This window comes from Arenimonas aestuarii (assembly GCF_054781715.1).
In genome coordinates this window covers 742,993-765,149 of record NZ_BAAGTW010000004.1, presented here as the reverse complement: position 1 = coordinate 765,149, position 22,157 = coordinate 742,993, and the positions used below count along the sequence as shown (strand labels likewise).

Annotated in this window: 19 protein-coding genes; 9 read left to right on the top strand and 10 right to left on the bottom strand. The window is 69.0% G+C overall.

The window, feature by feature from the left end:
• Positions 1 to 17 precede the first annotated feature (17 nt).
• The 4 genes from ACYVJH_RS04485 to yidD all read right to left on the bottom strand — a co-directional run bounded on the left by ACYVJH_RS04485 (position 18) and on the right by yidD (position 4,310).
• Entirely contained in the window at positions 18 to 1,571 is a 1,554-nt protein-coding gene (locus ACYVJH_RS04485) for a peptidoglycan DD-metalloendopeptidase family protein (RefSeq protein ID WP_460453446.1), read from the bottom strand.
• 37 nt (positions 1,572 to 1,608) lie between these two features.
• Complete coding sequence (locus tag ACYVJH_RS04480) at positions 1,609 to 3,165, bottom strand: peptidoglycan DD-metalloendopeptidase family protein (protein WP_460453445.1); 1,557 nt, start codon at positions 3,163 to 3,165, stop codon at positions 1,609 to 1,611.
• Positions 3,166 to 3,234: 69 nt separating this feature from the next.
• On the bottom strand, positions 3,235 to 4,077 hold the full coding sequence (locus tag ACYVJH_RS04475) for a M23 family metallopeptidase (RefSeq protein ID WP_460453444.1): 843 nt from the start codon (positions 4,075 to 4,077) through the stop codon (positions 3,235 to 3,237).
• The gene (yidD, locus tag ACYVJH_RS04470) at positions 4,074 to 4,310 is read right to left on the bottom strand and encodes a membrane protein insertion efficiency factor YidD (RefSeq protein ID WP_460453443.1); all 237 of its coding nucleotides are present in this window, start codon (positions 4,308 to 4,310) and stop codon (positions 4,074 to 4,076) included. The genes ACYVJH_RS04475 and yidD overlap by 4 nt, the downstream gene beginning before the upstream one ends.
• 101 nt (positions 4,311 to 4,411) lie before the next feature.
• On the opposite strand from yidD, the gene dksA reads away from it, so the two are divergent.
• Positions 4,412 to 5,389: an RNA polymerase-binding protein DksA gene (dksA, locus tag ACYVJH_RS04465; RefSeq protein ID WP_460453442.1), complete on the top strand. Its 978-nt coding sequence runs from the start codon at positions 4,412 to 4,414 to the stop codon at positions 5,387 to 5,389.
• A gap of 78 nt (positions 5,390 to 5,467) precedes the next feature.
• Here dksA and ACYVJH_RS04460 read toward each other — a convergent pair whose 3' ends face one another.
• The 3 genes from ACYVJH_RS04460 to cysS are packed head-to-tail and all read right to left on the bottom strand — an operon-like array spanning position 5,468 to position 9,029.
• A complete protein-coding gene (locus ACYVJH_RS04460) occupies positions 5,468 to 7,213 on the bottom strand; it encodes a DUF885 family protein (RefSeq protein ID WP_460453441.1) in 1,746 nt (581 codons plus the stop codon).
• 14 nt (positions 7,214 to 7,227) lie between these two features.
• On the bottom strand, positions 7,228 to 7,659 hold the full coding sequence (locus tag ACYVJH_RS04455) for a SufE family protein (RefSeq protein ID WP_460453440.1): 432 nt from the start codon (positions 7,657 to 7,659) through the stop codon (positions 7,228 to 7,230).
• Positions 7,659 to 9,029 (bottom strand): cysteine--tRNA ligase, encoded by a 1,371-nt coding sequence (cysS, locus tag ACYVJH_RS04450; RefSeq protein WP_460453439.1) that lies wholly within the window; start codon positions 9,027 to 9,029, stop codon positions 7,659 to 7,661. The genes ACYVJH_RS04455 and cysS overlap by 1 nt, the downstream gene beginning before the upstream one ends.
• 119 nt (positions 9,030 to 9,148) lie before the next feature.
• Between cysS and ACYVJH_RS04445 the strand changes: the two genes are divergently transcribed.
• From ACYVJH_RS04445 to argH, 8 genes are all read left to right on the top strand, one after another.
• Positions 9,149 to 9,715 carry a glycine zipper 2TM domain-containing protein gene (locus ACYVJH_RS04445; protein ID WP_460453438.1) on the top strand — a complete coding sequence of 189 codons (567 nt, stop codon included), beginning with the start codon at positions 9,149 to 9,151 and terminating at the stop codon, positions 9,713 to 9,715.
• Positions 9,716 to 9,962: 247 nt separating this feature from the next.
• Positions 9,963 to 10,967 carry an N-acetylornithine carbamoyltransferase gene (locus tag ACYVJH_RS04440; protein WP_460453437.1) on the top strand — a complete coding sequence of 335 codons (1,005 nt, stop codon included), beginning with the start codon at positions 9,963 to 9,965 and terminating at the stop codon, positions 10,965 to 10,967.
• A 17-nt stretch (positions 10,968 to 10,984) separates the two neighbouring features.
• The gene (locus ACYVJH_RS04435; protein WP_460453436.1) at positions 10,985 to 12,181 is read left to right on the top strand and encodes an argininosuccinate synthase; all 1,197 of its coding nucleotides are present in this window, start codon (positions 10,985 to 10,987) and stop codon (positions 12,179 to 12,181) included.
• Positions 12,178 to 13,278, top strand: coding sequence for an acetylornithine deacetylase (locus ACYVJH_RS04430; RefSeq protein ID WP_460453435.1), 1,101 nt, complete (start codon positions 12,178 to 12,180; stop codon positions 13,276 to 13,278). The genes ACYVJH_RS04435 and ACYVJH_RS04430 overlap by 4 nt, the downstream gene beginning before the upstream one ends.
• Before the next feature lie 5 nt (positions 13,279 to 13,283).
• Positions 13,284 to 14,582 carry an acetylglutamate kinase gene (locus tag ACYVJH_RS04425; RefSeq protein ID WP_460454264.1) on the top strand — a complete coding sequence of 433 codons (1,299 nt, stop codon included), beginning with the start codon at positions 13,284 to 13,286 and terminating at the stop codon, positions 14,580 to 14,582.
• Between the two features lies 1 nt (position 14,583).
• The gene (locus ACYVJH_RS04420) at positions 14,584 to 15,189 is read left to right on the top strand and encodes a GNAT family N-acetyltransferase (protein WP_460453434.1); all 606 of its coding nucleotides are present in this window, start codon (positions 14,584 to 14,586) and stop codon (positions 15,187 to 15,189) included.
• Positions 15,186 to 16,136, top strand: a complete 951-nt coding sequence (gene argC / locus ACYVJH_RS04415) for an N-acetyl-gamma-glutamyl-phosphate reductase (protein ID WP_460453433.1) — start codon at positions 15,186 to 15,188, stop codon at positions 16,134 to 16,136. The genes ACYVJH_RS04420 and argC overlap by 4 nt, the downstream gene beginning before the upstream one ends.
• Positions 16,133 to 17,431 (top strand): argininosuccinate lyase, encoded by a 1,299-nt coding sequence (gene argH / locus ACYVJH_RS04410; protein ID WP_460453432.1) that lies wholly within the window; start codon positions 16,133 to 16,135, stop codon positions 17,429 to 17,431. The genes argC and argH overlap by 4 nt, the downstream gene beginning before the upstream one ends.
• Before the next feature lie 125 nt (positions 17,432 to 17,556).
• Here the strand turns inward: argH and ACYVJH_RS04405 are convergent, their stop codons facing one another.
• From ACYVJH_RS04405 to ACYVJH_RS04395, 3 genes are all read right to left on the bottom strand, one after another.
• Complete coding sequence (locus ACYVJH_RS04405; protein WP_460453431.1) at positions 17,557 to 17,832, bottom strand: DUF4242 domain-containing protein; 276 nt, start codon at positions 17,830 to 17,832, stop codon at positions 17,557 to 17,559.
• A gap of 90 nt (positions 17,833 to 17,922) precedes the next feature.
• Positions 17,923 to 19,263 (bottom strand): DUF3999 domain-containing protein, encoded by a 1,341-nt coding sequence (locus ACYVJH_RS04400; RefSeq protein WP_460453430.1) that lies wholly within the window; start codon positions 19,261 to 19,263, stop codon positions 17,923 to 17,925.
• Positions 19,264 to 19,267: 4 nt separating this feature from the next.
• Positions 19,268 to 21,946, bottom strand: a complete 2,679-nt coding sequence (locus tag ACYVJH_RS04395; RefSeq protein WP_460453429.1) for a DUF2339 domain-containing protein — start codon at positions 21,944 to 21,946, stop codon at positions 19,268 to 19,270.
• Positions 21,947 to 22,157 lie beyond the last annotated feature (211 nt).

The window sequence follows — 22,157 nt, the reverse complement described above, 5'->3', positions numbered from 1 at the left end:
TGCCGCCGGCCCGGCGGCTAGTTGCAGTCCAGGCCCGTGGTGCGCCCCAGGCGCTCCAGCGTGAGCACCTGGACGCCGTCAGGGCCCTCCAGTTCGGCCACCGCGGTCTCGCAGCTCACCCAGGTGACCCGGGCCTCGCCCCAGGTCGGCCGCTGGATGGCGGCGGGGTCGAGGCCGTTGAAGCGCCCGCCCCGGGTTTCGTAGAGGTCGAACACCACTTCCTGGCCGAAGTCCCAGGCGCCGTCGCGCTGGCCGATCAGGAACATGTTGCTGCCGTCGTCGCGGTGGCCGTAGAAGAACAGCAGGGCGGTATTGCCGTTGATCCATTGCAGTTCGAAGCCCTGGCCGGAGGTCGCCGGTTCGTACCAGGCGCCGATCAGGCCGCGCATGTCAGCCACCGCGGTGGTGGTATCGCCGACCCGGAAAAAGTGCCGGTGGATCTTGTCCTGGTAGGTGGCCTCGTAGGTCCACAAGCCATGCGGCGCGTCGGCCGGCAGCACATTGGACCAGTACCAGTAGGCGGCGCTGTAATACTGCGGCGTGGCTCCCTGTTCGACCATGTCGAAGCTCCAGCTGGTGAACACGCTCTGGTCCGGGCGCAGCACCCGGAACTGCGTCACCTGGCCGCGGCCCTGGTCGCGGTAGGCGGCCATCAGGGTGATGGGGTCGCCGGGCAGGAAGGCGTCCTTGTAGCGCGGCTGGTCGGTGTTGCGCTGGATGGTACCGACGGCCGGGCAGCCGAGCAGCGTGGGCGCGGCCGAGTGGGTTGATAGCTGGTTGATGCTGGAGTCGCGGTAGGGGCGTTGTTCGACCCAGGCCGAGGCCAGGTTGTTGCAGGCGCCGGCATGCGGTTCGATCACCGCGGCGCCGGCGACTTCGCTGGCCCGGATCTCGACGTGCAGGTGCGGGCCGGTGGAAATGCCCGAGCTGCCGACCTTGCCGATGACCTGGCCGGCGGCGATCGCCGAGCCGATGGGCAGCGTGGTCACCGAATCCTTCTTGAAGTGCAGGTACCGCGCCACGGTGCCGTCGGCGTGGCGGATGATCACGTAGTTGGGGGTGTCGGGTGCGTTCATCGAACACGAGCGGTCGTCGTTGCCGTCGCCACGCGCGAGCAACGTGCCCGGGGCGACGGCGCGTACGTCCACGGTGCCCTGGTCCATCAGGTGCCAGGCGAAGGGCCAGATGAAGTAGTCGATGCCACGGTGGTTGTAGCCGCTGCTGGTGTCGTAGGTGCGGGTGCCGCAGGTGTAGTCGCGCAGGTAGCTCGGGAAGGCCTGGTCGAGGTCGACGTAGTTGGAAATGCCGTGCAGGTCGGTGCCGGCGCCATCCACGGGACCCAGGGGCCAGACCAGCCCGGAGACCTTGGCCTGCAGCGCCGGCAGCCGGCCCTCGCGGCGAAGCGCGGCGAGGTTGGCGATCGCTTCGTCGGCCAGGCGCTTGTCCAGCGCCGGCGTCAGGTGGTCTGAAAATCCGTCGTCGTCCAGGCCATGGCCACCATCGGGTGGCTCGGCGGAGGCGGGCAGGGCGAGCAGGGTGGCCAGGGCCAGCAGGGCGCAGGTGCGGAGCATGTGACGGGTCCTCCTGTGTTGCCGGCTGATGATACGCCTACTGGCAATCCAGGCCGTCGGTGCGGCCCAGTCGTTCGAGGTTCAACACCTGGGTGCCGTCCAGGCCGTCGAGCTCGGCCACCGCGGTGTCGCAGCTGACGAAGGTGATCCGGGCCTGGCCCCAGGCGGGCCGCTGGATCTGGTCCGGATCCAGGTCGTTGAAGCGGCCACCGAGCGTCTGGTAGAGCTCGAACACCACTTCCTGGCCGAAATCGAAGCGGCCGCTGCGCTGGCCAAGCACGAAGAAGTTGCTGCCGTCGTCGTGGTGGCCGTAAAAAAACAGCAGCGCCATGTTGTCGTTGATCCAGTGGAGTTCGAAGCCCTGGCCCGAGCTCGCCGGTTCGTACCAGGCGCCGACGAGGCCACGCATGTCGCCGATGGCGGTGGTGTTGCCGACGCGGAATTCATGGCGTCGGGTTTCGCCCTCGAAGTCCGCCTCGAAGGTCCACAGGCCCTGCGGTGCGTTGGCCGGCAGCGCGTGGGTCCAGGTCCAGTAGCCGCCGGACACGTAGTCGGTGGTGACCTCCGGGTCGTTGGCCGTGTCGAAGCTCCAGCTGGTGAAGACCGCGCCGTTGGCGTCGAGCACGCGGAACTGGCTGGCCTGGCCGCGCCGCACGTCGCGATACGAGGCCAGGAAGGTGGCCGACTGGCCGGGCTGGAAGCGGTCGCTGAAGCGCGGGATTTCGGTGGTGTCGGGGCAGGTCGGGTAATGCGGTTCGCCCGAATGCGTGGACAGGCGGGTCAGCAGCGGCTCGCGGTAGGGCCGCTGGCTGGCCCAGGTCGAGGCGCTGGCGTTGCAGGCGCCCTGGTGCGGCTCGATGACCGCCGCGTTGACGAGGTTGCTGGCGCGCAGTTCGAAGTGCAGGTGCGGCAGCTTGGAGATTCCCGAGCTGCCGACCTTGCCGATGACTTCGCCGGCGGCGATCTGGCTGCCGATGGGCCGGGCGGTGACGCTGCCGCGTTTCATGTGCAGGTAGCGGGCGATGCTGCCGTCGGCGTGTTGCACGATGACGTAGTTGGCGTTGTCCGGGCCGTCCCAGCTGCAGGCCCGGTCGTTGGCACCGTCGCGTTTTTCCACCAGCATGCCCGGTGCCGCCGCGCGCACGTCCACCGGCGCGGTGTCCATCAGGTACCAGGGAAAAGGCCAGGGCACGTAGTCGATGCCGCGGTGGTTGTAACCCGCGGCGGTGTCATAGGTGCGGGTGCCGCAGGTGTAGTCGCGCACCTGGCCGGGAAAGGCCGGGTTGAGGTCGACGAAGCCGGACGTGGCGTGCCATTCGGCGGCCTCGCCCCCGGTCGGACCCATCGGCCAGGACAGGCCCGACACCTTGGCCCCCACCTTCGGCGGCAGCCGGCCGTCCCGGCGCAGTAGCTCGAGGTTGCGGTCCACGGCCTCGACGATCTGGCGGTCGAGTTCCGGCGAGACCACGTCGGCAGCCACGTCATCAACCAGCAGGTGGCGCCCCTGGGGCGCGACCGCCAGTACGGGCAGGGCAGCCGCCAGGAAGACGGCGGCAAGGACCGGGCGGCAGGACGTCTGGAAGCGGGGGCTCATGCGCGGGCTCCATTGGCGAGCCAGTCCAGCATACGCCCGCCGCTGAGGCTGTCGCGGGCCGAAAGTAAGCTAGGGATCGGCGCTTGCCGGCCACTTCTCCAGCACCGCGCGCGGATCCACGCGGACCCCGAACCAGTTCATGCCCCAGTGCATGTGCGGCCCGGTGGCGCGGCCGGTGGCGCCGACCAGGCCGATCACCTGGCCGGCCTCGATCCGCTCGCCGACGGCGACGTCGAGCTGGCTCAGGTGCAGGAAATTCGAACTGACGCCGTGGCCGTGGTCGAGCAGCACGGTGCCACCGGTGAGGTACAGGCCGGCGTCGGCGAAGGTGACCACGCCGGCCGCCGGTGCGCGGATCGGCGTGCCCTCGGGCGCGGCCACGTCCAGTCCCGAGTGCGGCGAGCGCGGCGTGCCGTTGTAGATGCGCTGGCTGCCGTAGACGCCGCTGATGCGGCCCTGCAGCGGCCAGCGGAAGCCCGCAGCGAAGTCGCTGCGGTCGTCGTCGCGCTCCCGGGCGGCCACGACCCGGGCCTGCTCCCGGGCAATGCGGGCGGCGATCGCGGGATCGGGGGTCACCGTCTGCTGGGGCACGCCGTCGACGCGTTCGATCTTCCATTCGCGGCTGGCCACCGGGCGCTGCACCGTTTCCAGGCGGCCGTCGGGCAGCTTCACCAGCAGGTTGACGGGGCCGGCCTCGTCCCTGCCCAGGCCAAAGACGAAGTGGCCTTCCGGACCCACGCGCAGGCTGCGGTCGCCGTAGACCACCTCGCTGCCGGGCAGGGTGCGGCCCACCACCAGGTCGCCCTGGGCCAGGCTCTCGGGAAGCCGCACCGGCGTTTCGGCCGCGTTCGCTCCTGGCGGGAGCAACACCAGGCCCAGGCAAAACAGGCAGGTGGTGAGCAGTCGGTTCATTCGGGTCCTTTCTGGTTCCAGGTCTCGGGCACCGGGTCGGGCCCGCCGGGGTGCAGCGGGTGGCACTTGGCGATGCGCTTGGCGCCGAGCCAGCCGCCACGCAGCACGCCGAAGCGTTCGATCGCCTCCATCGTGTAGCTCGAGCAGCTGGGGTAAAAACGGCAGCGCTGGCCCAGCAGGGGGCTGATGGCCACCTTGTAGCCGCGAAGGAGGAGCAGGACGGGTTTTTTCACTGATTGCGCCGGCGGGGCCGTCGGCATAAGGTTGCCGCTGGAGAAGGACTAGGCTATAACACGCCGCCTTCGAGCCTCAAGGAAAGAGAGGAATCGCCCTAGTGGCCGCAAAGAAAACCACCAAGAAGGCCGGTAAGCCGGCCGCCAAGAAGCCCGCCAAGGCGGCCAAATCCGTAAAGCCCGCCAAGAAGACGGCGGCAAAGGCCAAAGCGCCTGCCAAACCCGCCAAGAAGGCGGCCAAGCCTGCTGCCAAGCCGGCGAAGAAGGCGGCTGCCAAGGCCAAGCCGGTCAAGAAGGCGGCCGCCAAGGTTGCCAAGAAGGCCGCCAAGGCCGTCAAGGCGGTCAAGAAGGTCGTCAAGGCGGCCAAGCCGTCCAAGCCGGTCAAGAAGGCGGCTGCGAAGCCGGCCGCCAAGCCGGCCAAACCGGCGAAGAAGCCGGCTGCCAAGCCCGCGGCCAAGCCGGTGGCAAAGCCCTCGGCCAAGCCGGCTGCGAAGCCGACTGCGAAGCCGGCCGCCAAGAGCAACGGCAAGGTTGCCGCCAAGGCTGCTGCGGCGCCCGCGCCGGTCGCCAAGCCGGTGGTCAAGCGCAACAGCGGCGTGGTGGCGGGTTACGTCAAGCCGACGACCCCGCGCCCCGAGCGCATCAAGCCGGCGACGGCGCGCACGGTGCGCGTGGACCTGCCGGCGGGCTACAAGCCCAGCGCGAAAGAGGAATACATGGGCCCGATGCACCTGGAATACTTCCGCCAGCGCCTGCTGCAGTGGAAGGAAGACCTGGTCGAAGAGTCCAAGCAGACCATCGAGAACCTCAAGGAAGAGGTGCGTGATGTCGGCGACGAAGCCGAGCGCGCCAGCCGCGAGTCCGAGAACAGCCTCGAGCTGCGCACCCGCGACCGCTACCGCAAGCTGATCAGCAAGATCGACAGCACGCTCAAGCGCATCGAGGACGGCAGCTACGGGTATTGCGTGGATACCGGCGAAGAAATCGGCCTCGAGCGTCTCGAAGCCCGCCTCACCGCCGAACGCACCATCGACGCGCAGGAACGCTGGGAACACCGCCAGAAGCAGATGGGCGAATAAGGCCCCCTGCGTCGTTCAGGAAGAAGGCCCCGGGAAACCGGGGCCTTCTTTTTGGCTGCGTGGCTCGGCGCCGAAGAACTAATTCCCGAAGTCGTAGAACTTCCAGTCGGCGCGCAGGTCCTGCACGGGCACATCACCCGAGAGGCGGGCGCGGACGGCGGCGACGGGCATGGGCCCGCCCATCAGGATGGCGTCGTGGAACTGGCGCTCGGTCATCTTGCCCGAGACGACGAATTCCTCGTGCAGGGCGCTGAACTGCAGGCCGCCGATCATGTAGGCGATCTGGTAGAGCGGGCCGTAGTCGCCGGCGAAGCTGCGTCGTACTTCGGCGCGGGCGTTCTCGCGTTCATGGCCGACGCGCTCGACCAGCAGGTCGACCGATTGCTCCGGCGTCATCTTGCCCAGGTGGAATCCCAGTGAGAACAGGATGCGGGCTGCGCGGTGGCTGCGCCAGAACAGCATGCCGATCTTGTCCTCGGGCGTTTTCGCGAAGCCGCGGTCCCAGAGACGGAACTCCCAATACAGCGCCCAGCCCTCGGTCCAGAACGGCGTGTCGAACAGCTCGCGGTGGGTCTGGTAGCGGTTGTTGTAGAAATATTGCAGGTGGTGGCCGGGGATGAGTTCGTGGTGCACCACCGCGCGCGAGAAGTGGCGGTTGTTGCCGCGCAGGGCCATCAGCTTTTTTTCGTGCGGCATGGTGTCGGTGGGGTAGGCCACCCACACGTCCTGGCCACCGAGGAAAAACGGCGCCTGCAGCTGGTATTCGGGCGAAAGCATGGTCATGCGCCAATCGCGCCTGGCCAGTTCGGGCACCGTCACCAGGTCGTTGCTGACGAGGTAGTCGATGGCTTCGTCGGCCAGCTCGACCACCAGCTTGGGCTGGTCGCCGGGCGCCGGGTGGCGTGCCTTCACCTGTTCAAGCGCGGCTTTCCAGTCCTTGGCGCCCATTTCGGCGGCGGCTTTGGCCAGCTCGGCCTCGCACCAGGCCAGCTCGCGTTCGGCCAGCGCCATCAGCTGTTCGGGTGTGTAGGGGATCAGCTCGTGCTGCAGCGCCGCCAGCAGGGCGTCGCGGCCAATCGGGTCGCCGATGATGGTTTCCGGGTCGCTGGCGCCGGCCAGCTTTTCGCGCAGCAGCTTGGCGTGGGCCTCGAGCTGCTTGTCCAGGGCTTCATAGGGCTGCCGCGTCCACCAGGTGAACTCCGGGTCGTAACCGGCATGGAAGCCGTGCCAGTCCTTCAGGTCCCGGCGCACGCCATCGAGCAGTCCGGCGGCGCGGTAGGCCAGGATGGGGGAGGTGCGCAGGGCCTTCGGGTCTTTTTCCAGTCGCGCCTGCAGCTCGGCCAGTTGCTGGCGGGTGCTGTCGAGCGTGGCGGCGCTGGCGCGCCCGTCCGGGTACTCGAGCGCGCGACGGGCTTCGGCCAGATCGACCAGTGCGGCGACGCCCGGCAGCAGTGGCGCCGCGTCGGTGAAGCGGCCGCGGCGGAAGTCCAGCTGTTCCAGGCGGTAGGCCAGGTCACGGCGGAACAGGGCGTGGTCGAGGCGGTCCTCGTCGGCCAGGCCGGCCGGATCGATCTGCCCAAGCCGCTGCTGCCAGTCGCCGTAGAGCCGCCTCAGCGCGGCTTCGCGGCGCGTGCCGGCGGTGGTGTCGTGCACCCGCTCAAGGCTGGCGAGGTCGGCCCGGAAGCGGGCCACCACCGGCGCCATCACCTGGGTCTGCACGGGCATGCGCGCCAGCGGCGGCGCCAGGCTGGGCAGCGCACCGGCCACGGCGGGGAAGGCGAGGGCGGCGGCCAGGCAGCTGGCGAGCAGTCGGCGGTGCGGCATGGAAACTCCTGGGGTCAGGCCGGCAGGTGCCGGCGGGCGGTGTCCTGGATGAACTGCAGCAGCGCGGCGAGGCCGTTGCTGCGCGTGGGCGAGAGGTGTTTGGCCAGGCCGATGTCGGCGATGTAGTCGGGCGAGGTGGCAAGGATTTCTTCGGCACTGCGCCCGGAGTACACACGCAGGGCGAGGTAGACCAGGCCCGAGACGATGCTCGAATCGCTGACGGCCTTGAACTCGAGGTCGTCGGCGCTGCCTTCGGCGACGATCCAGACCATCGACTGGCAGCCCTGCAGGCGGTTTTCCTCGGTTTTCCACTCTTCCGGGAAGGGCGGCAGCTTGCGGCCCAGGTCGATCAGGTACTGGTAGCGTTCCGACCAGTCGCCGAAAAAGGAAAATTCCTCGGCGATCGCGGCCTGCGCCTCGGCGGGGCTGGCTTCGGTCGGGCGCATCAGGCGCGCCTCCAGCGCACGCCCTGCGGCGTGTCCTCGAGCAGTACGCCTTCTTCGGCCAGCTGGCGGCGAATGGCGTCGGCGCGTACGAAATCGCGCGAGGCCTTGGCGGCGTTGCGTTCTTCGACCAGGGCCTGGATGCGGGCGTCGTCGCCCGCTTCGGTGCCGCGGTTGAACCAGGCTTCCGGCGACTGCTGCAGCAGGCCCAGCAGCAGGCCGGCGCCCAGCAGTTCGGCCTTGAGGCTGGCGCGGGCGATCGGCGACCCGGCCTTGCGGGCCTCGCCGGCAATGCGCGAAAGCTCGGCCAGGGCCGCCGGGGTATTCAGGTCGTCGCACAGGGCCGACTCCACTGCCACCGGCACGATCGGTTCGGTGGCCGGCACACCCGCCAGGTCACGCAGGGTGCCGTAGAGGCGGTCGAGCGTTCGCACGCTCTGTTCGATGACGGCGTCCGACCACTCCAGCGGCTGCCGGTAGTGCGCCGAGAGCAGTGCATAGCGCAGGGCCTCGGGCGGGTGCTGGGCCAGCAGGTCGTGCACCAGCGCCACGTTGCCCAGCGACTTGGACATCTTGGCGCCGCCGAAGTTGAGCAGGCCGTTGTGCAGCCAGTAGCGTGCGAATACCTGGCCACCGTGGGCGCAGGTGGACTGCGCCACTTCGTTTTCATGGTGCGGGAACTGCAGGTCGACGCCGCCGCCATGGATGTCGATGGTGTCGCCCAGGTGGGCCTCGGCCATGGCCGAGCACTCGATGTGCCATCCGGGGCGGCCCACGCCCCAGGGCGAATCCCAGCCGGGCAGGTCGGGCGTCGAGGGCTTCCAGAGCACGAAGTCGCCGGGGTCGCGCTTGTAGGGCGCCACGTCGACCCGTGCGCCTGCCAGCATTTCCTCGGGATCACGGCCCGACAGGCGGCCATAGTCGGCGTAGCTGGCCACCGAGAACAGCACGTGGCCTTCGGCGGCGTAGGCGTGGCCCGAGTCGATGAGCCGCTCGATCATGGCGATGATGTGCGGGATGTGCGCGGTGGCGTGCGGGGTCAGGTCGGGGGCTTCGACGCCCAGGCCGGCCATGTCCTGGGCGTAAGCCTCGGCAAAACGGTCGGTGATGACCGAGATCGGCACGCCCTGTTCCCGGGCGGCCTGGTTGATCTTGTCGTCCACGTCGGTGATGTTGCGGGCATACAGCAGGCGCGCGTAACGCCGGCGCAGCAGGTTGGCCAGCACGCCAAACACCACCGGTGGCCGGGCATTGCCAATATGCACGTAGTTGTAGACCGTGGGGCCGCAGACATACATCGTCACCCGGCTGGGGTCCTGGGGTTCGAAAACCTCCAGTTGGCGGGTCAGGGTGTTGTAAAGACGCAGTTCCATGGCGGGGCGGGCAGTCAAAGTCCGGAGTCTACCAACGGTTGCCCCCCGTTTAACGAAAATCTTAGGCCAGGGTTCAGCGTCAAGATGCTTGAATTCCCGGGTCCGTCCGGAGATCCACCATGTCGTTTGCCCTGCGCCTGTTCCCCCTGCTGGTCCTGGCCTCCGCGCCCGCGCTGGCCCAGTACCCGTCCGAGCCCTATCAGGAAGAGGGCTACGACCAGTACACGGCGCCCGCGGTGCCGGAAAACGTCAGCTATGGCTACGCCCAGGTGCTGCGCGCCGACGAGGTGACCGAAATCGTCCGCACCCGCACCCCGGAGGAGCGCTGCGACGGCGTCGAATACCGCCAGTCCGGCCAGACCACCGGCGGCACGATCATCGGCGCCCTGGTCGGTGCGGCCGTCGGCAACCAGGTTGGCAAGGGCAATGGCCGCAAGGCCGCGACCGTGGCCGGCGCCGTCGCCGGCGGCGCCATCGGCAACAACATCGCGCGCAACAAGGCCGAAGCCGAGGCCCGCGGCTGCCGCATCGTCGAGGTCGAGCGTGAAGAGACCCGGGTGGTCGGCTACGACGTCGAATACATGTACAAGGGCGAAAAATACATGTCGCGCCTGCCCTACGACCCCGGCAACCGCCTGCGCATCCGCGTGGCCGTGAGCCCGGACGACACCGGCTACGCCCGCTGAGTTGCGGCCGCCCCGGCCCCCCGGCATACTCCCACTCCATGACCTGCACCGTGCCCACCGCCGCCGTGATGACTTCCGCCTGGATGGCGGCGGGCATGACCTCGCGTGCGCGCCGACCGGAAGCCCACCTCTTCGCTGGGTAGCCGGGGGCGTTTGCCTGTCCGCTGATGAAAGCCCGGCCTAGTGCTGGGCTTTTTTGTTTTCCTTTTCCACAAAACCTTCTTCCTTCACGCCAGGACCCACCCCAATGAAGCATTTCCTGAACACCCAGGACTGGAGCCGTGCCGAACTCGACGCCACCCTGGCCCAGGCCGCCGCCTTCAAGCGCGGGGAGGCCGGGCGCCAGTTGGCCGGCAAGTCGATTGCGCTGGTGTTCTTCAATCCTTCGCTGCGCACGCGCACCAGCTTCGAGATCGGTGCCTTCCAGCTCGGCGGGCATGCCGTGGTGCTGCAGCCGGGCAAGGACGCCTGGCCGATCGAGTTCGAGCTGGGCACGGTGATGGATGGCGAGGCCGAGGAGCACATCGCCGAAGTGGCGCGGGTGCTTTCCCGCTACGTGGACCTAGTCGCCGTGCGGGCCTTCCCGAAGTTCCAGGACTGGGCGGTGGACCGCCAGGACCGGGTGCTGCGCAGCTTCGCCAGGTATTCGACGGTGCCGGTGATCAACCTCGAGACGATCACCCACCCCTGCCAGGAGCTGGCGCACGCGCTGGCGCTGCAGACCCACTTCGGAACCACCGACCTGCGCGGCAAGAAGTTCGTGCTGACCTGGACCTACCACCCGAAGCCGCTCAACACCGCCGTGGCCAACTCGGCCCTGACCATCGCCACGCGTCTGGGCATGGACGTGACCCTGCTGTGCCCGACCCCCGAATACGCGCTCGACGAGCGGTATCTGGGCTGGGCCCGCGACAACGTCGCCGAAAGCGGGGGCTCGTTCCGGATTGGCCATGACATCGAGTCTGCCTACACGGGCGCGGATGTCGTGTACGCCAAGAGCTGGGGCGCGATTCCGTACTTCGGCCGCTGGGACCAGGAAAAGCCCATCCGCGAGGCGCACAAGCACTTCATCGTGGACGAGGCCAAGATGGCGCTGACCAACAACGGCGTGTTCAGCCACTGCCTGCCGCTGCGCCGCAACGTGAAGGCGACCGACGCGGTGATGGATTCGCCGCAGTGCATCGCCATCGAAGAGGCCGAGAACCGGCTGCACGTGCAGAAGGCCGTGATGGCCAAGCTGGCCAACCAATAATCCCCCTGGATACGACCATGACCGACAAAAACATCGTCCTCGCCTTCTCCGGCGGCCTCGACACCAGCTTCTGCATTCCCTGGCTGCAGGAACGCGGCTGGGCCGTGCACACCGTCTTCGCCGATACCGGCGGCGTGGATGCCGAAGAACGCGCCACCATCGAGGCCCGCGCGGCCGAACTGGGCGCGGCCAGCCACGTCACCGTGGACGGTGGCCCGGCCATCTGGGACGGCTTCGTCAAACCCTTCGTGATGGCGGGCGAGGGTTACCAGGGCCAGTACCCGCTGCTGGTGTCGGACCGCTACCTGATCGTCGATGCTTCCCTGAAGCGGGCCGCCGAGCTGGGCACGCGCGCCATCGCCCACGGTTGCACCGGCATGGGCAACGACCAGGTGCGTTTCGACCTGGCGGTGAAGGCGGCGGGTGATTACCAGGTCATGGCGCCGATCCGCGAAATCCAGAAGGAACACACCCAGACCCGCGCCTACGAACAGGCCTACCTGGAAGAGCGCGGTTTCGAAGTGCGCGCCAAGCAAAAGAGTTACACGATCAACGAGAACCTGCTGGGCGTGACGCTGTCCGGCGGCGAAATCGACCGCTGGGAAGTGCCGGGCGAGGGCGCCCGTGGCTGGTGCGCGCCGCGCGCCGAGTGGCCGGCCGAGGCCCTGCGCGTGACGTTGACCTTCAAGGACGGCGAAGCCGTGGCCCTGGACGGCGAGGCCATGCCCGGCGCCAAGCTGCTGGCGAAGTTGAACGGCCTGTTCGCGAAATACGGCGTCGGCCGCGGCATGTACACCGGCGACACCACGATCGGCCTCAAGGGCCGGATCATCTACGAAGCCCCCGGACTGGCTGCACTGCTGGCCGCGCACCGCGCGCTGGAGGAAGCCGTGCTGACCAAGCACCAGAACCGCTTCAAGCCCGACGTCGCCCGCAAATGGGTGGAGCTGGTGTACGAAGGTTTCTACAACGACCCGCTGAAAACCGACCTGGAAGCCTTCCTGGCCTCCAGCCAGCGCTGCGTCAATGGCGAAGTGGTGATCGAAACCCAGGGCGGCAAGGTCGACGCCGTCGCCGTGCGCAGCCCGCACCTGCTGCACGCCAAGGGCGCCACCTACGCCCAGTCGGCCGACTGGGGCGTGGAAGAAGCCGAAGGGTTCATCCGCCTGTTCGGCATGTCCAGCACGCTGTGGGCCGAGGTCAACCGCAAGTGAGCGCGATGCTGCCCGACGTCCTCAAGCACCTTGAAGCCCTGGTCGGCTTCGACACCCGCAACCCGCCGCGCGCCATCGGCACCGGCGGCATCTTCGATTACCTGCGCAGCCAGCTGCCGGGTTTCGAGGTGCGGGTGACCGACCACGGCGCCGGCGCGGTATCCATGCTGGCCGTGCGCGGCAACCCGACGCGCGTGTTCAACGTGCACCTGGACACGGTGCCCAGCTCGCCGGACTGGAGCGCCGACCCGCACACCCTGCGGATCACGGCGGACAAGGCCATCGGCCTGGGCGCCTGCGACATCAAGGGCGCCGCGGCCGGCCTGGTGGCCGCCGCCAACGCCACCCAGGGCGACGCCGCTTTCCTGTTCAGCAGCGACGAAGAAGCCAACGACGCCCGCTGCATCGCCGCCTTCCTGGCCGGCGACCACGGCTTCAAGGAAGCGATCATCGCCGAACCGACGATGTGCGAAGCCGTGCTGGCCCACCGCGGCATCAGTTCGGTGCTGATGCGCTTCAAGGGCCAGGCCGGCCACGCCTCGGGTGCCGATGCCTTCGAACTGAGCGCCGTGCACCAGGCCATGCGCTGGGGCACCAGGGCCCTGGACCATGCCAAGGCGCAGTCGCATGCGCGCTTTGGCGGGCTGACCGGGCTGCGCTTCAACATCGGGCGCATTGAAGGCGGCATCAAGGCCAACATGATCGCGCCGGCCGCCGAGCTGCGCTTCGGCTTCCGGCCGCTGCCGTCGATGGACATGGACAGCATGCACGCCCAGTTCCGTGACATGGCCGATGCCAGGGCCCTGGCCCACTACGAAGAAACCTTCCGCGGCCCCTCGCTGCCGGCCGGCGACATCGCCCGCGCCGAAGAAAAGCGCCTGGCCGCCCGCGACCTCGCCGACGAACTGGGCCTGCCGATCGGCAACGCCGTCGATTTCTGGACCGAAGCCTCGCTGTTTTCCGCCGCCGGCCTGACCGCCTTCGTTTATGGCCCCGGCGACATCGCCCAGGCCCATACCGCCGACGAATGGGTGACGCTGGAGCAACTGGCCAACGCCGCCGCCAACTACACCCGCCTGCTGGAGCAAACCGCGTGACCGAGATGCGCACCACGATCGTCCGGCTGCTGTCGAACATGGCCAGCGCCAAGGAGATCCAGCAGTACCTCAAGCGTTTTTCCCAGGTGGACGCCGCGCGCTTCGCCGTGGTGAAGGTGGGCGGCGCGATCCTGCGCGACGAGCTCGACGCGCTGGTGTCCTCGCTGTCCTTCCTGCAGCAGGTGGGCCTGACGCCGATCGTCATCCACGGCGCCGGCCCGCAGCTGGACGAGGAAATGACAGCGGCCGGCATCGGCAAGAAGGTCGTCGACGGCCTTCGCGTCACCGACAGCGAAGGCCTTGCCATCGTGCGCCGGGTCGCCCAGCGCGAAAACCTGCGCCTGGTCGAGGCCCTGCAGGCCCAGGGCGTGCGCGCCACGTCCATCACCGCCGGCGTGTTCGAGTGCGACTACCTGGACCAGGCGAAGTTCGGCCTGGTCGGCCAGGTGCAGCGCGTGGACGACGCCGGCATCCAGGCGGCGATCAAGGTCGGCTCGATCCCGGTGATCGCCTCGCTGGGCGAAACCACCGGCGGCCAGATCCTCAACGTCAACGCCGACTGGGCCGCGAATGATCTTGTGAAGGCGCTGCAGCCCTACAAGATCATCTTCCTCACCGGCACCGGCGGCCTGCTCGACGGCGATGGCGACGTTATCGACTCGATCAACCTGAGCACCGAATACGAAGAACTTCTGGCCCAGCCCTGGCTGCACTCGGGCATGCGGGTGAAGATCCAGCAGATCCACGACCTGCTGATGCAGCTGCCGCTTTCGAGCTCGGTGTCGATCACCCGGCCCGACCAGCTGGCCAAGGAGCTGTTCACCCACCGTGGCTCGGGCACCCTGGTGCGCCGCGGCGAGCAGGTGCGCAAGGTCACGCGCTGGGACGAACTCGACCTCGAACGCGTGCGTGCGCTGGTGGAACGCGGCTTCGGCCGCAAGCTGGCGCCGGATTATTTCGAGAAGACCCCGCTGCTGAAAGCCTTCGTCAGCGAACACTACCGCGCCGCGCTGCTGATCACCGACGAAGACGGCCTGCCGCACCTGGACAAGTTCGCCGTCAGCGACGACGCCCAGGGCGAAGGCCTGGGCCGCGCCGCCTGGCAGGTGATGCGCGCCGACACGCCGCGGCTGTTCTGGCGCGCCCGCAACGGCAACCCGGTGAACGACTTCTACTTCGACGAAGCCGATGGCTGCCTGAAAGGCGAGCAGTGGAACGTGTTCTGGTACGGCCTGGAAGGCTGGGACCAGATACGCTACGCCGTGGACCATTGCCTGGCGCGTCCCGCCACCCTGAAGGGCTGACATGCAGAACCTGCACTGGACGATTCCCCCCATCCTCGAGGGCACCCACGTCAGCCTCGAGCCGCTGCAGCCGCACCACGGCGACGACCTGCTCGCCGCGGCCGCCGATGGCGAACTCTGGAACCTCTGGTACACCAGCGTGCCCAGCAGCGAGACCATTCGCGGCTACATGGCCAGGGCCATGGCCGACCGCGAAGCCGGCACCGCCATGCCCTTCCTGGTGCGCGACCCGGCGGGCGAGCCGGTGGGCTGCACGCGCTTTTTCCGCATGGACCCGGTGATCCCCAGCCTCGAGATCGGCTTCACCTGGTACTCGGCCCGCGTACAGCGCAGCGCCCTGAACACCGAGGCCAAGCGCCTGCTGCTGGGCCATGCGTTCGACGCCATGGGCTGCAGCGTGGTCGAACTGCGCACCCACGTGATGAACCACCGCTCGCGCGCGGCGATCGAGCGGCTGGGCGCGCACTTCGACGGCATCCTGCGCCGACAGATGCGCATGCCCGACGGCCACCTGCGCGACACCGCGGTGTATTCGATCCTGGACACCGAATGGCCGGTGGTGCGGCGCGGCCTTGATTTCAAGCTGGAGCACGGGGGCAGGGCGTGAGCGATCGTCTTTCCCTGGGACTGGTCGGTGCCCGCGGTTACGTCGGCGCCGAGCTGATCAAGCTGGTGGCCGCGCACCCGCGCTTCGAGCTGGCCTTCGTCTCATCGCGTGAACGCGATGGCCAGCGCCTGGCCGATCACGAAGCCGCGTACACCGGCGACCTGCATTACACCAACCTGGGCCCCGCGGCCGTGGCCGGGCAGGGCGTCGATGCCCTGGTGCTGGCGCTGCCCAACGGCATGGCCGCCGCCTTCACCGCCGCCCTGGACACGGCCGGCAAGGCCCCGGTGGTGGTGGACCTCTCCGCGGATTTCCGCTTCGACGACAGCTGGCACTACGGCCTGCCCGAGCTCACCCGCCACCATGCCGATGGCGCCCGCCGCATCAGCAACCCCGGCTGCTACGCCACCGCGATGCAGCTGGCCGTGGCGCCGATGCGCGACGTGCTGGCCGGGCCGGTGCAGTGTTTCGGCGTCTCGGGGTATTCCGGTGCCGGCACCAGTGCGTCGGACAAGAACAACCCGGAAAAGCTGCGCGACAACCTGATGCCCTATGCCTTGGTGAACCACATCCACGAACGCGAAGTGACCCGCCAGCTGGGCCACGCGGTGGAGTTCATGCCGCACGTGGCGCCACATTTCCGCGGCATCACCCTGACCGCCAACCTGCACCTGGAGCGCGCCTTCAGTCTCGACGACGTAACGCAGCGCTACCGCGACGCCTACGCCGGCGAGCCGCTGGTGACTGTGCTGGACGAGGCACCGTGGGTCAGCCGTATCGCCGGCCGCCACGGCGCCGAGGTTGGCGGCTTCACGCTGTCGGCCGACGGCCGGCGACTGGTGGTGGTGTCCACGCTGGACAACCTCCTCAAGGGGGCCGCCACCCAGGCCCTGCAAAACCTCAACCTGGCCTTCGGCCTGCCCGAAACCATGGGAATCCCGACATGAGCGACCTGCTGTGGCAAAAACCCGGCGTGCAAGTGGACCCACGCATCCAGGCCTTCCTGGCCGGCGACGACGTGGTGCTGGACCGCGAGTTCATCCAGGACGACATCACCGCCTCGGCCGCGCACGCCCGCGGGTTGGCGCGCATCGGCATCCTGACTTCTTCGGAACGTGATGATCTCTGCCGCGAGCTCGACGCCCTGTCGGAAGACCTGAAGTCCGGCGCCTTCGTGCTCGACGACCGCTTCGAGGATTGCCATTCGGCCATCGAATCACGCTTGATCGAACGGCTCGGCGATACCGGCCGCAAGATCCACACCGGCCGCAGCCGCAACGACCAGGTACTGGTGGCCACGCGCCTGTGGCTCAAGCGCAAGCTGCTTGAATTGCAGGCCCTGTGCCGCGAAACCGCCGAAGTCTGCCTGCAGCGCGCCGAGGCCGACACCATCCCGATGCCCGGCTACACCCACCTGCAGCGCGCCGTGGTGTCGTCCACCGCCATGTGGTGGGCCGGCTTCGCCGAAGCTTTCATCGACAACGCCGTGCGCGCCGGGCAGGCCCACGACTGGATCGACGGCAACCCCCTGGGCACCGCCGCCGGCTACGGCGTCAACCTGCCGCTGGACCGCGAGGGCAGTACGAAGGAACTGGGCTTCGCCCGCATGCAGGTCAGCCCGATCTACGCCCAGCTCAGCCGCGGCAAGTTCGAGATCGCCGCCGTCGACGCCCTGGGTGCAGCGGCCCTGGACCTGCGCCGGCTGGCCTGGGACCTGAGCCTGTTCACCACCGCCGAGTTCGGCTTCGTCAGCCTGCCGGCGCAGTACACCACCGGCAGTTCGATCATGCCCAACAAGCGCAATCCGGACCTGGTGGAACTGCTGCGGGCGACCTACGCCAGCATCGCCGCCAGCCGCACCGAGCTGGAACAGCTGCTGTCCTTGCCCAGTGGTTACCACCGCGACCTGCAGTTCACCAAGGGGGCGTTGTTCCATGCCTTCGGGCGTGGCCTGGGAGCGATGGCGCTGCTGCCGGACTTGCTGCGTGGCATGGCGTGGAAAGCCGACCGGCTTGCCGGTGCCTTCGACGCGGGCATGTATGCCACCGACAAGGCGGTCGAGTTGGCGGTGGCCGGCCTGCCGTTCCGTGAGGCCTACAAGCAGGCGGCCGCCGAGCCCTTGCCCAGGGCCGGAGCGGATCCGCAGGCGAGCCTGGATGCGCGGGTGTCGCCGGGTGGGGCAGGGGCATTGCAGTTGGCTGCGCTGAAGCAGCGCCTGCTGGCTATCCAGCCCTCTGCCTGAAGCCACCACCCCACGTTCCGGCGGAGCGCAAGCGGCTACTGCGCCACGCTGACGGGAGAGGTTCACTCCTTGGTCAGCGGCACGCCGCAGGGGGTCTCCCGGTACCTGCTACGCAATCGACCGGCTTATCCCATGCCGGTGGTCGGGTCGATGATCGCGCTCACGGGCGTGATCCTGTTCGCCGGGAAGCCCGACTTTTCCGCGTGCTCGCGGATCAGCTGTTCGCTCGGGGCGTTGTAGACGCAGTAGATCTTGTCGCCGGCCACGTAGCTGTGGACCCACTGGATGTCGGGGCTCATCTGAGCCAGCACGGCGTTGGAGTGTTTGGCGGCATCGCGGAGCGCATGTTCGTCCATGGCTCCCGCACCGGCGATCTCACGCTCGATCAGGTACTGCGTCATAAGGTTTCTCCAAGAAGGCGGGGCGGGCCCCGCCGGGGCTCGGTGAGCCCCTTCACGAGAGCAACGTCGCTTCCGGGGAAAGTCGGCCGCCTAGCCGTTCTTGGGGTGCCGCAGCACCTTCAGGGACACGGCCAGGACCAGGGCAGCACCCACCGCCAACACCGCCCACAACAGCCAGCGCTGCCAGTCCTCGCCCCGCTTGGGCGCCAGCGCCTGCTCGCCGCCGGCTTCCATCTTCGGGCCCAGCGTCGCGGGTTTGGGCGGCGCGCTCGAGGCCTCAAGCGCGGCCTTGACCGGGTAATCCTCGCGTTCGGCCCGCACGCTGCCGGCGACCAGGGTATAGGGAGCCGGGCCCTGGGCCAGCAGCACGAAACGTTCGGGACGGTAGCTCAGCAGCAGTTTCGGCGCCTTGCCGAGCGCGGGCTGGGTGGTCAGGCGCCATTCGCGGTCGCGGCGGGGCTGGATGCTGGGCGGGATGTGGCGGACTTCGTCCTCGCCACTACCCAGTCGAAAGGCGGCGAAGTTGGCGACGGGGCGCCACCAGTCTTCGCCGGGATTCCTGGCGCCGACCTGGGCGGCGGCCACGGAGTTGGCGTCGGCCAGGGTCAGGTCCACGCGTTCGACGGCGATCGGGCCCGGGGTGCTGAAGTCGTAAACACCGGCTTCTTCGCCGGCGTTGGTTCCGGTCAACTCGAGCTGCAGCCACTCGCGGCCGTCGCCGGCATCCACGCGGCGTTCGCCCTTGAGCGCGGCCAGCAACGGCCAGCTGCCATCCCCTTCGATGGCCAGGCGCAGGTAGCGCGCGCGCGTCGGCGGGAACGCCAGCTGCAGGCGCTCGATGCGCAGGCCGTTGTCGTCCAGGGCCACCAGCGGCAGCCCTGCGCCAATGCGCTGCCAGTCGGCCAGGTCGTCCGAGGCGCTGATGCGCACGCGCAGGTTCACCGGCAATTCGGCGGCCTCCGCCAGCTCGACGTGCAGCACGGAAACGGCCGGCGGGTCTTCGCCGCGGTCGAGCAGCAGGTCATGGCCTTCGGCGGGCGGCAGGGTGTCGTCGGTGGTGCGCAGGTCCAGGCCACGCAGCGTGCCGTCGGCGTCGCGCTCCAGGCGCAGGGCCAGGCTTTCGGGCTGGCCGGGGGCGGGCAGGGGCACGCGCAGCCACGGAATGGTGTCCAGCGCTTCCTCGTCCCGCGCCTTGGGTGGCCAGGGCGCGAAGGGCACAGGCTCGCCGTCGGCGTTGAATACGGCCAGGTCGCGCAGGTCGCCGCGGGTGACGTATTGCAGCACCTCGGCGTCGAGCTCCAGCACGTGCGCCGCACCGTCGCCTTCGGTCTGGATCGGCCACTGCCAGGCGTAGTCCTGAAGCGTCGCCGCCGGGGCGGGACCGGCCAGCACGGTGGCCAGGGCGGCGGTTAGCAGGAAGGAAGCACGCATGCGGTTACTCCGAACGACGGGGTGGGGTGGGGGCAATGCGGCCAACCACGATCAGCAGCAGGCCCACGACCACAAAGGAGACGATGCCGGCGATATTGCCGACGAACTGGCGATCAACGACCAGCAGCTTCAATAGCACCACGCCGAGCAGGCCGGCACCCAGCCACCACAGCGCGCGGTCGCCGCGGCGCGAGCCCAGGATCCAGACGGTCACGCCGGCCAGGCACCAGGCCACGGTCAGGCTGGCCTGGGCCAGGGTTTCGCCCAGGAGCACGGGCGACCAGGGCAGGTCGGCCAGCTGGTGGCAGGCACGCAGCACGCCCATGGACAGCGTGAACAGCGCCGCGCCGGCCCAGGCCAGCCAGCCCAGGCGGTGCGGATTGCTGAGTGAGCGCAGGAACTGCGCGGCGACGGCAAGGCCCAGCAGCAGGAACAGCTCCAGCGGATTCAGCACCGGCAGCCAGACCAAGGGTCGCGCGTCGCCGGGCAGGAAGTGGCCGAAGAGCCAGCCCATCGCCAGTCCGAAGCCGGCGATGGCAAGCCAGGCCGTGCGCCAGCGTGGGAACTCGCCCGCCACCGGCCAGGCGCCGATGTCCGGCCGCTTCCAGGTCAGGACGAACAGCACCGCCAGCGGCGCCAGCACTGCCGGCAGCAGCCAGCCATCGGCCAGGCCGGCCCGGTCATGCAGCACGCGCATCAGGGTGATGCCACCCGCCAACGCGACGGTGCCGAGCCAGGCGAGGTGGGCGAAGACCAGCCCCAGCGAGCGTGGCGTGCGCAGTGCGCGCAGCGTCACCAGTGCGCCGGCCAGCAGTGGCCACCACAGCAGCAGCGGCCAGTCGAACATCGTCGTGTCCCAGTGGTCCTGCGAAACCAGCGACAGGGGCAGCAGCAGCATCACCGAAGCCGCCACCGGCCACGACAGGCGCGGCCACACCATCGGCTTGCGCAGGGCCGCGGCCAGCGCCGCGGTCAGCAGGCAGAAGCCGGCGTAATACAGGGCGTCGAAGCGCGGCGACAGGTTGACTTCGATCTCGCGCACGCCAAGCACCACCCAGAAGCCCAGGCCGACCAGGAACAGCACGATCTGCAGCACCCGCGACGCGCCAGCGCGCATGTAGAAGAACGACGCGCCCAGCCAGCCCAGGGCCAGCAGGCCCAGGTTCATGGCGTGGCCGTTGATCACGAAGCGGTCTTCCCACTCCAGGTTCCACTCGAACAGGCTGATGAACCAGGCGCCGCTCGCCAGCACCAGCAGCACCAGGCCCGACCACCGGGTCAGGCGGCGGCCCTGGCGCAGGCCCAGCCAGACCATGCCCAGGCCCTGCAGTGCCCAGGCGGCGGACGTCCAGCGGGCATCGAGAGCCAGCGGGATCGCCAGCGTGGCGAACACCACGCCCATGCCCGCGGCGCTCTGCGCCAGGTCACGCAGGCGGGCATTGCGCGTGGCCCAGAGCGCCAGCCCGGCGAAGATCGCGGCCACCACCACCGCGCTGGTGGCCAGCCCGAAGCGGTCGCCTTCCAGCAGGCCCACCTGCATCGGGAAAGCCAGCAGCGGCGTGCCGAACAGCAGGGTGCCGTCGACCTTGCCGTTCTTCTGGCGCCCGGCCAGCGCGTAGAGCACCGGGATGGCGATATAGAACAGGAAGAACAGCACCAGGAAGGGTTCGACCGTGGCGAACAACTCCGGCCGGTAATACTTCGCGCCCCAGATGCCGCCGATGGCGAAGGTGAAGACGAAACCCACCAGGTTCAGCGCCCGCCAGGGTTTCTTCCAGGCGATGGCGAACACGGCGGCGTTGAGCACCGCGTAATAGCTGAAGAGCGCGACGTGGTTGCCACTGCCGGTGGAGAGCAGCACCGGCGCCAGGTAACCGCCGATGAAACCCAGCACGGCCAGCGCGGGGGCATCCTGCTTCACCGCCAGCACGCTGGCGCCGGCGACCAGGATCACCACCAGCACGAAGGCCGGCATGGCCGACAGCACGTGGTAGTTGCGGAAGGCCGCGAACACCACCAGCAGCAGGATGCCGATGGCGCCGCCCTGCAGGCTGAGCCCGAAGGCGGGCCGCTCGGCGGTGCTGCGCAGGCCCCAGACCAGCAGGGCGATGGCGGCGGCGGCGATGCCGGCCAGCCGCAGTTCGATCGGCACCACCAGCCAGCCGGCGTCGGCGGCGTACTTGATGGCGGCGGCAACGCCGAACATCAGAACCAGTACGCCCAGCTTGACCGGCACGTTGCCTTCGAACAGCCAGGCCTTGGCGGCGAGCAGGGCGCGCGTGACGGGGTCGGGTTCGGCCGGTTCGGCGGGCTCTGCCGGGGCCTCGATGCGCGGCGCGGGGGCGGTGGCGGCGACGGGGCGGACAGCGGCCGGCTCGGGCTGGGCGGGAACCGGCGGCGGCTGCGGCGCCGGGGACGGTGCGTCCACTTCGGGGCGCAGGCCCGGGGCGCCCACGTCCGCCTCGGGCATCGGCGCGGGCCGGGCCGGGGCCGCCGTTGAGGCCGCCTGGCCGCGCAGCGCGAGCACCTGCTGCTCGAGCGCGCCGACCCGGCGGCGCAGCCTCAGCAGGCCGCCTGTCAGCAGGCCCAGGCCTGCTCCGGCCAGGAAGCCGAAGAACATCCGGCTCTCGTCAGCAATCAGCGCACCCAGCAGCGCCCCAACAAACCCCAGGATCCAACTCATTCGCTTCCCCCAGCGACCAATCGGGCGAGTGTAACCAACCCCGTGGCCGCCGGTGCCGGGTCGGACTTTGCCAAACGCGTCACATTTTGACCCGGCTGCCCCCGCCCGGCTCCCGCGAACGCAGGCGTGCCGGCCATTTCCTCGCGCATTTCGAGCAATCCGGGTTGGCACGGAAATTGCTTCTGTTTTGACGACGTTTTTGGGGAACTCT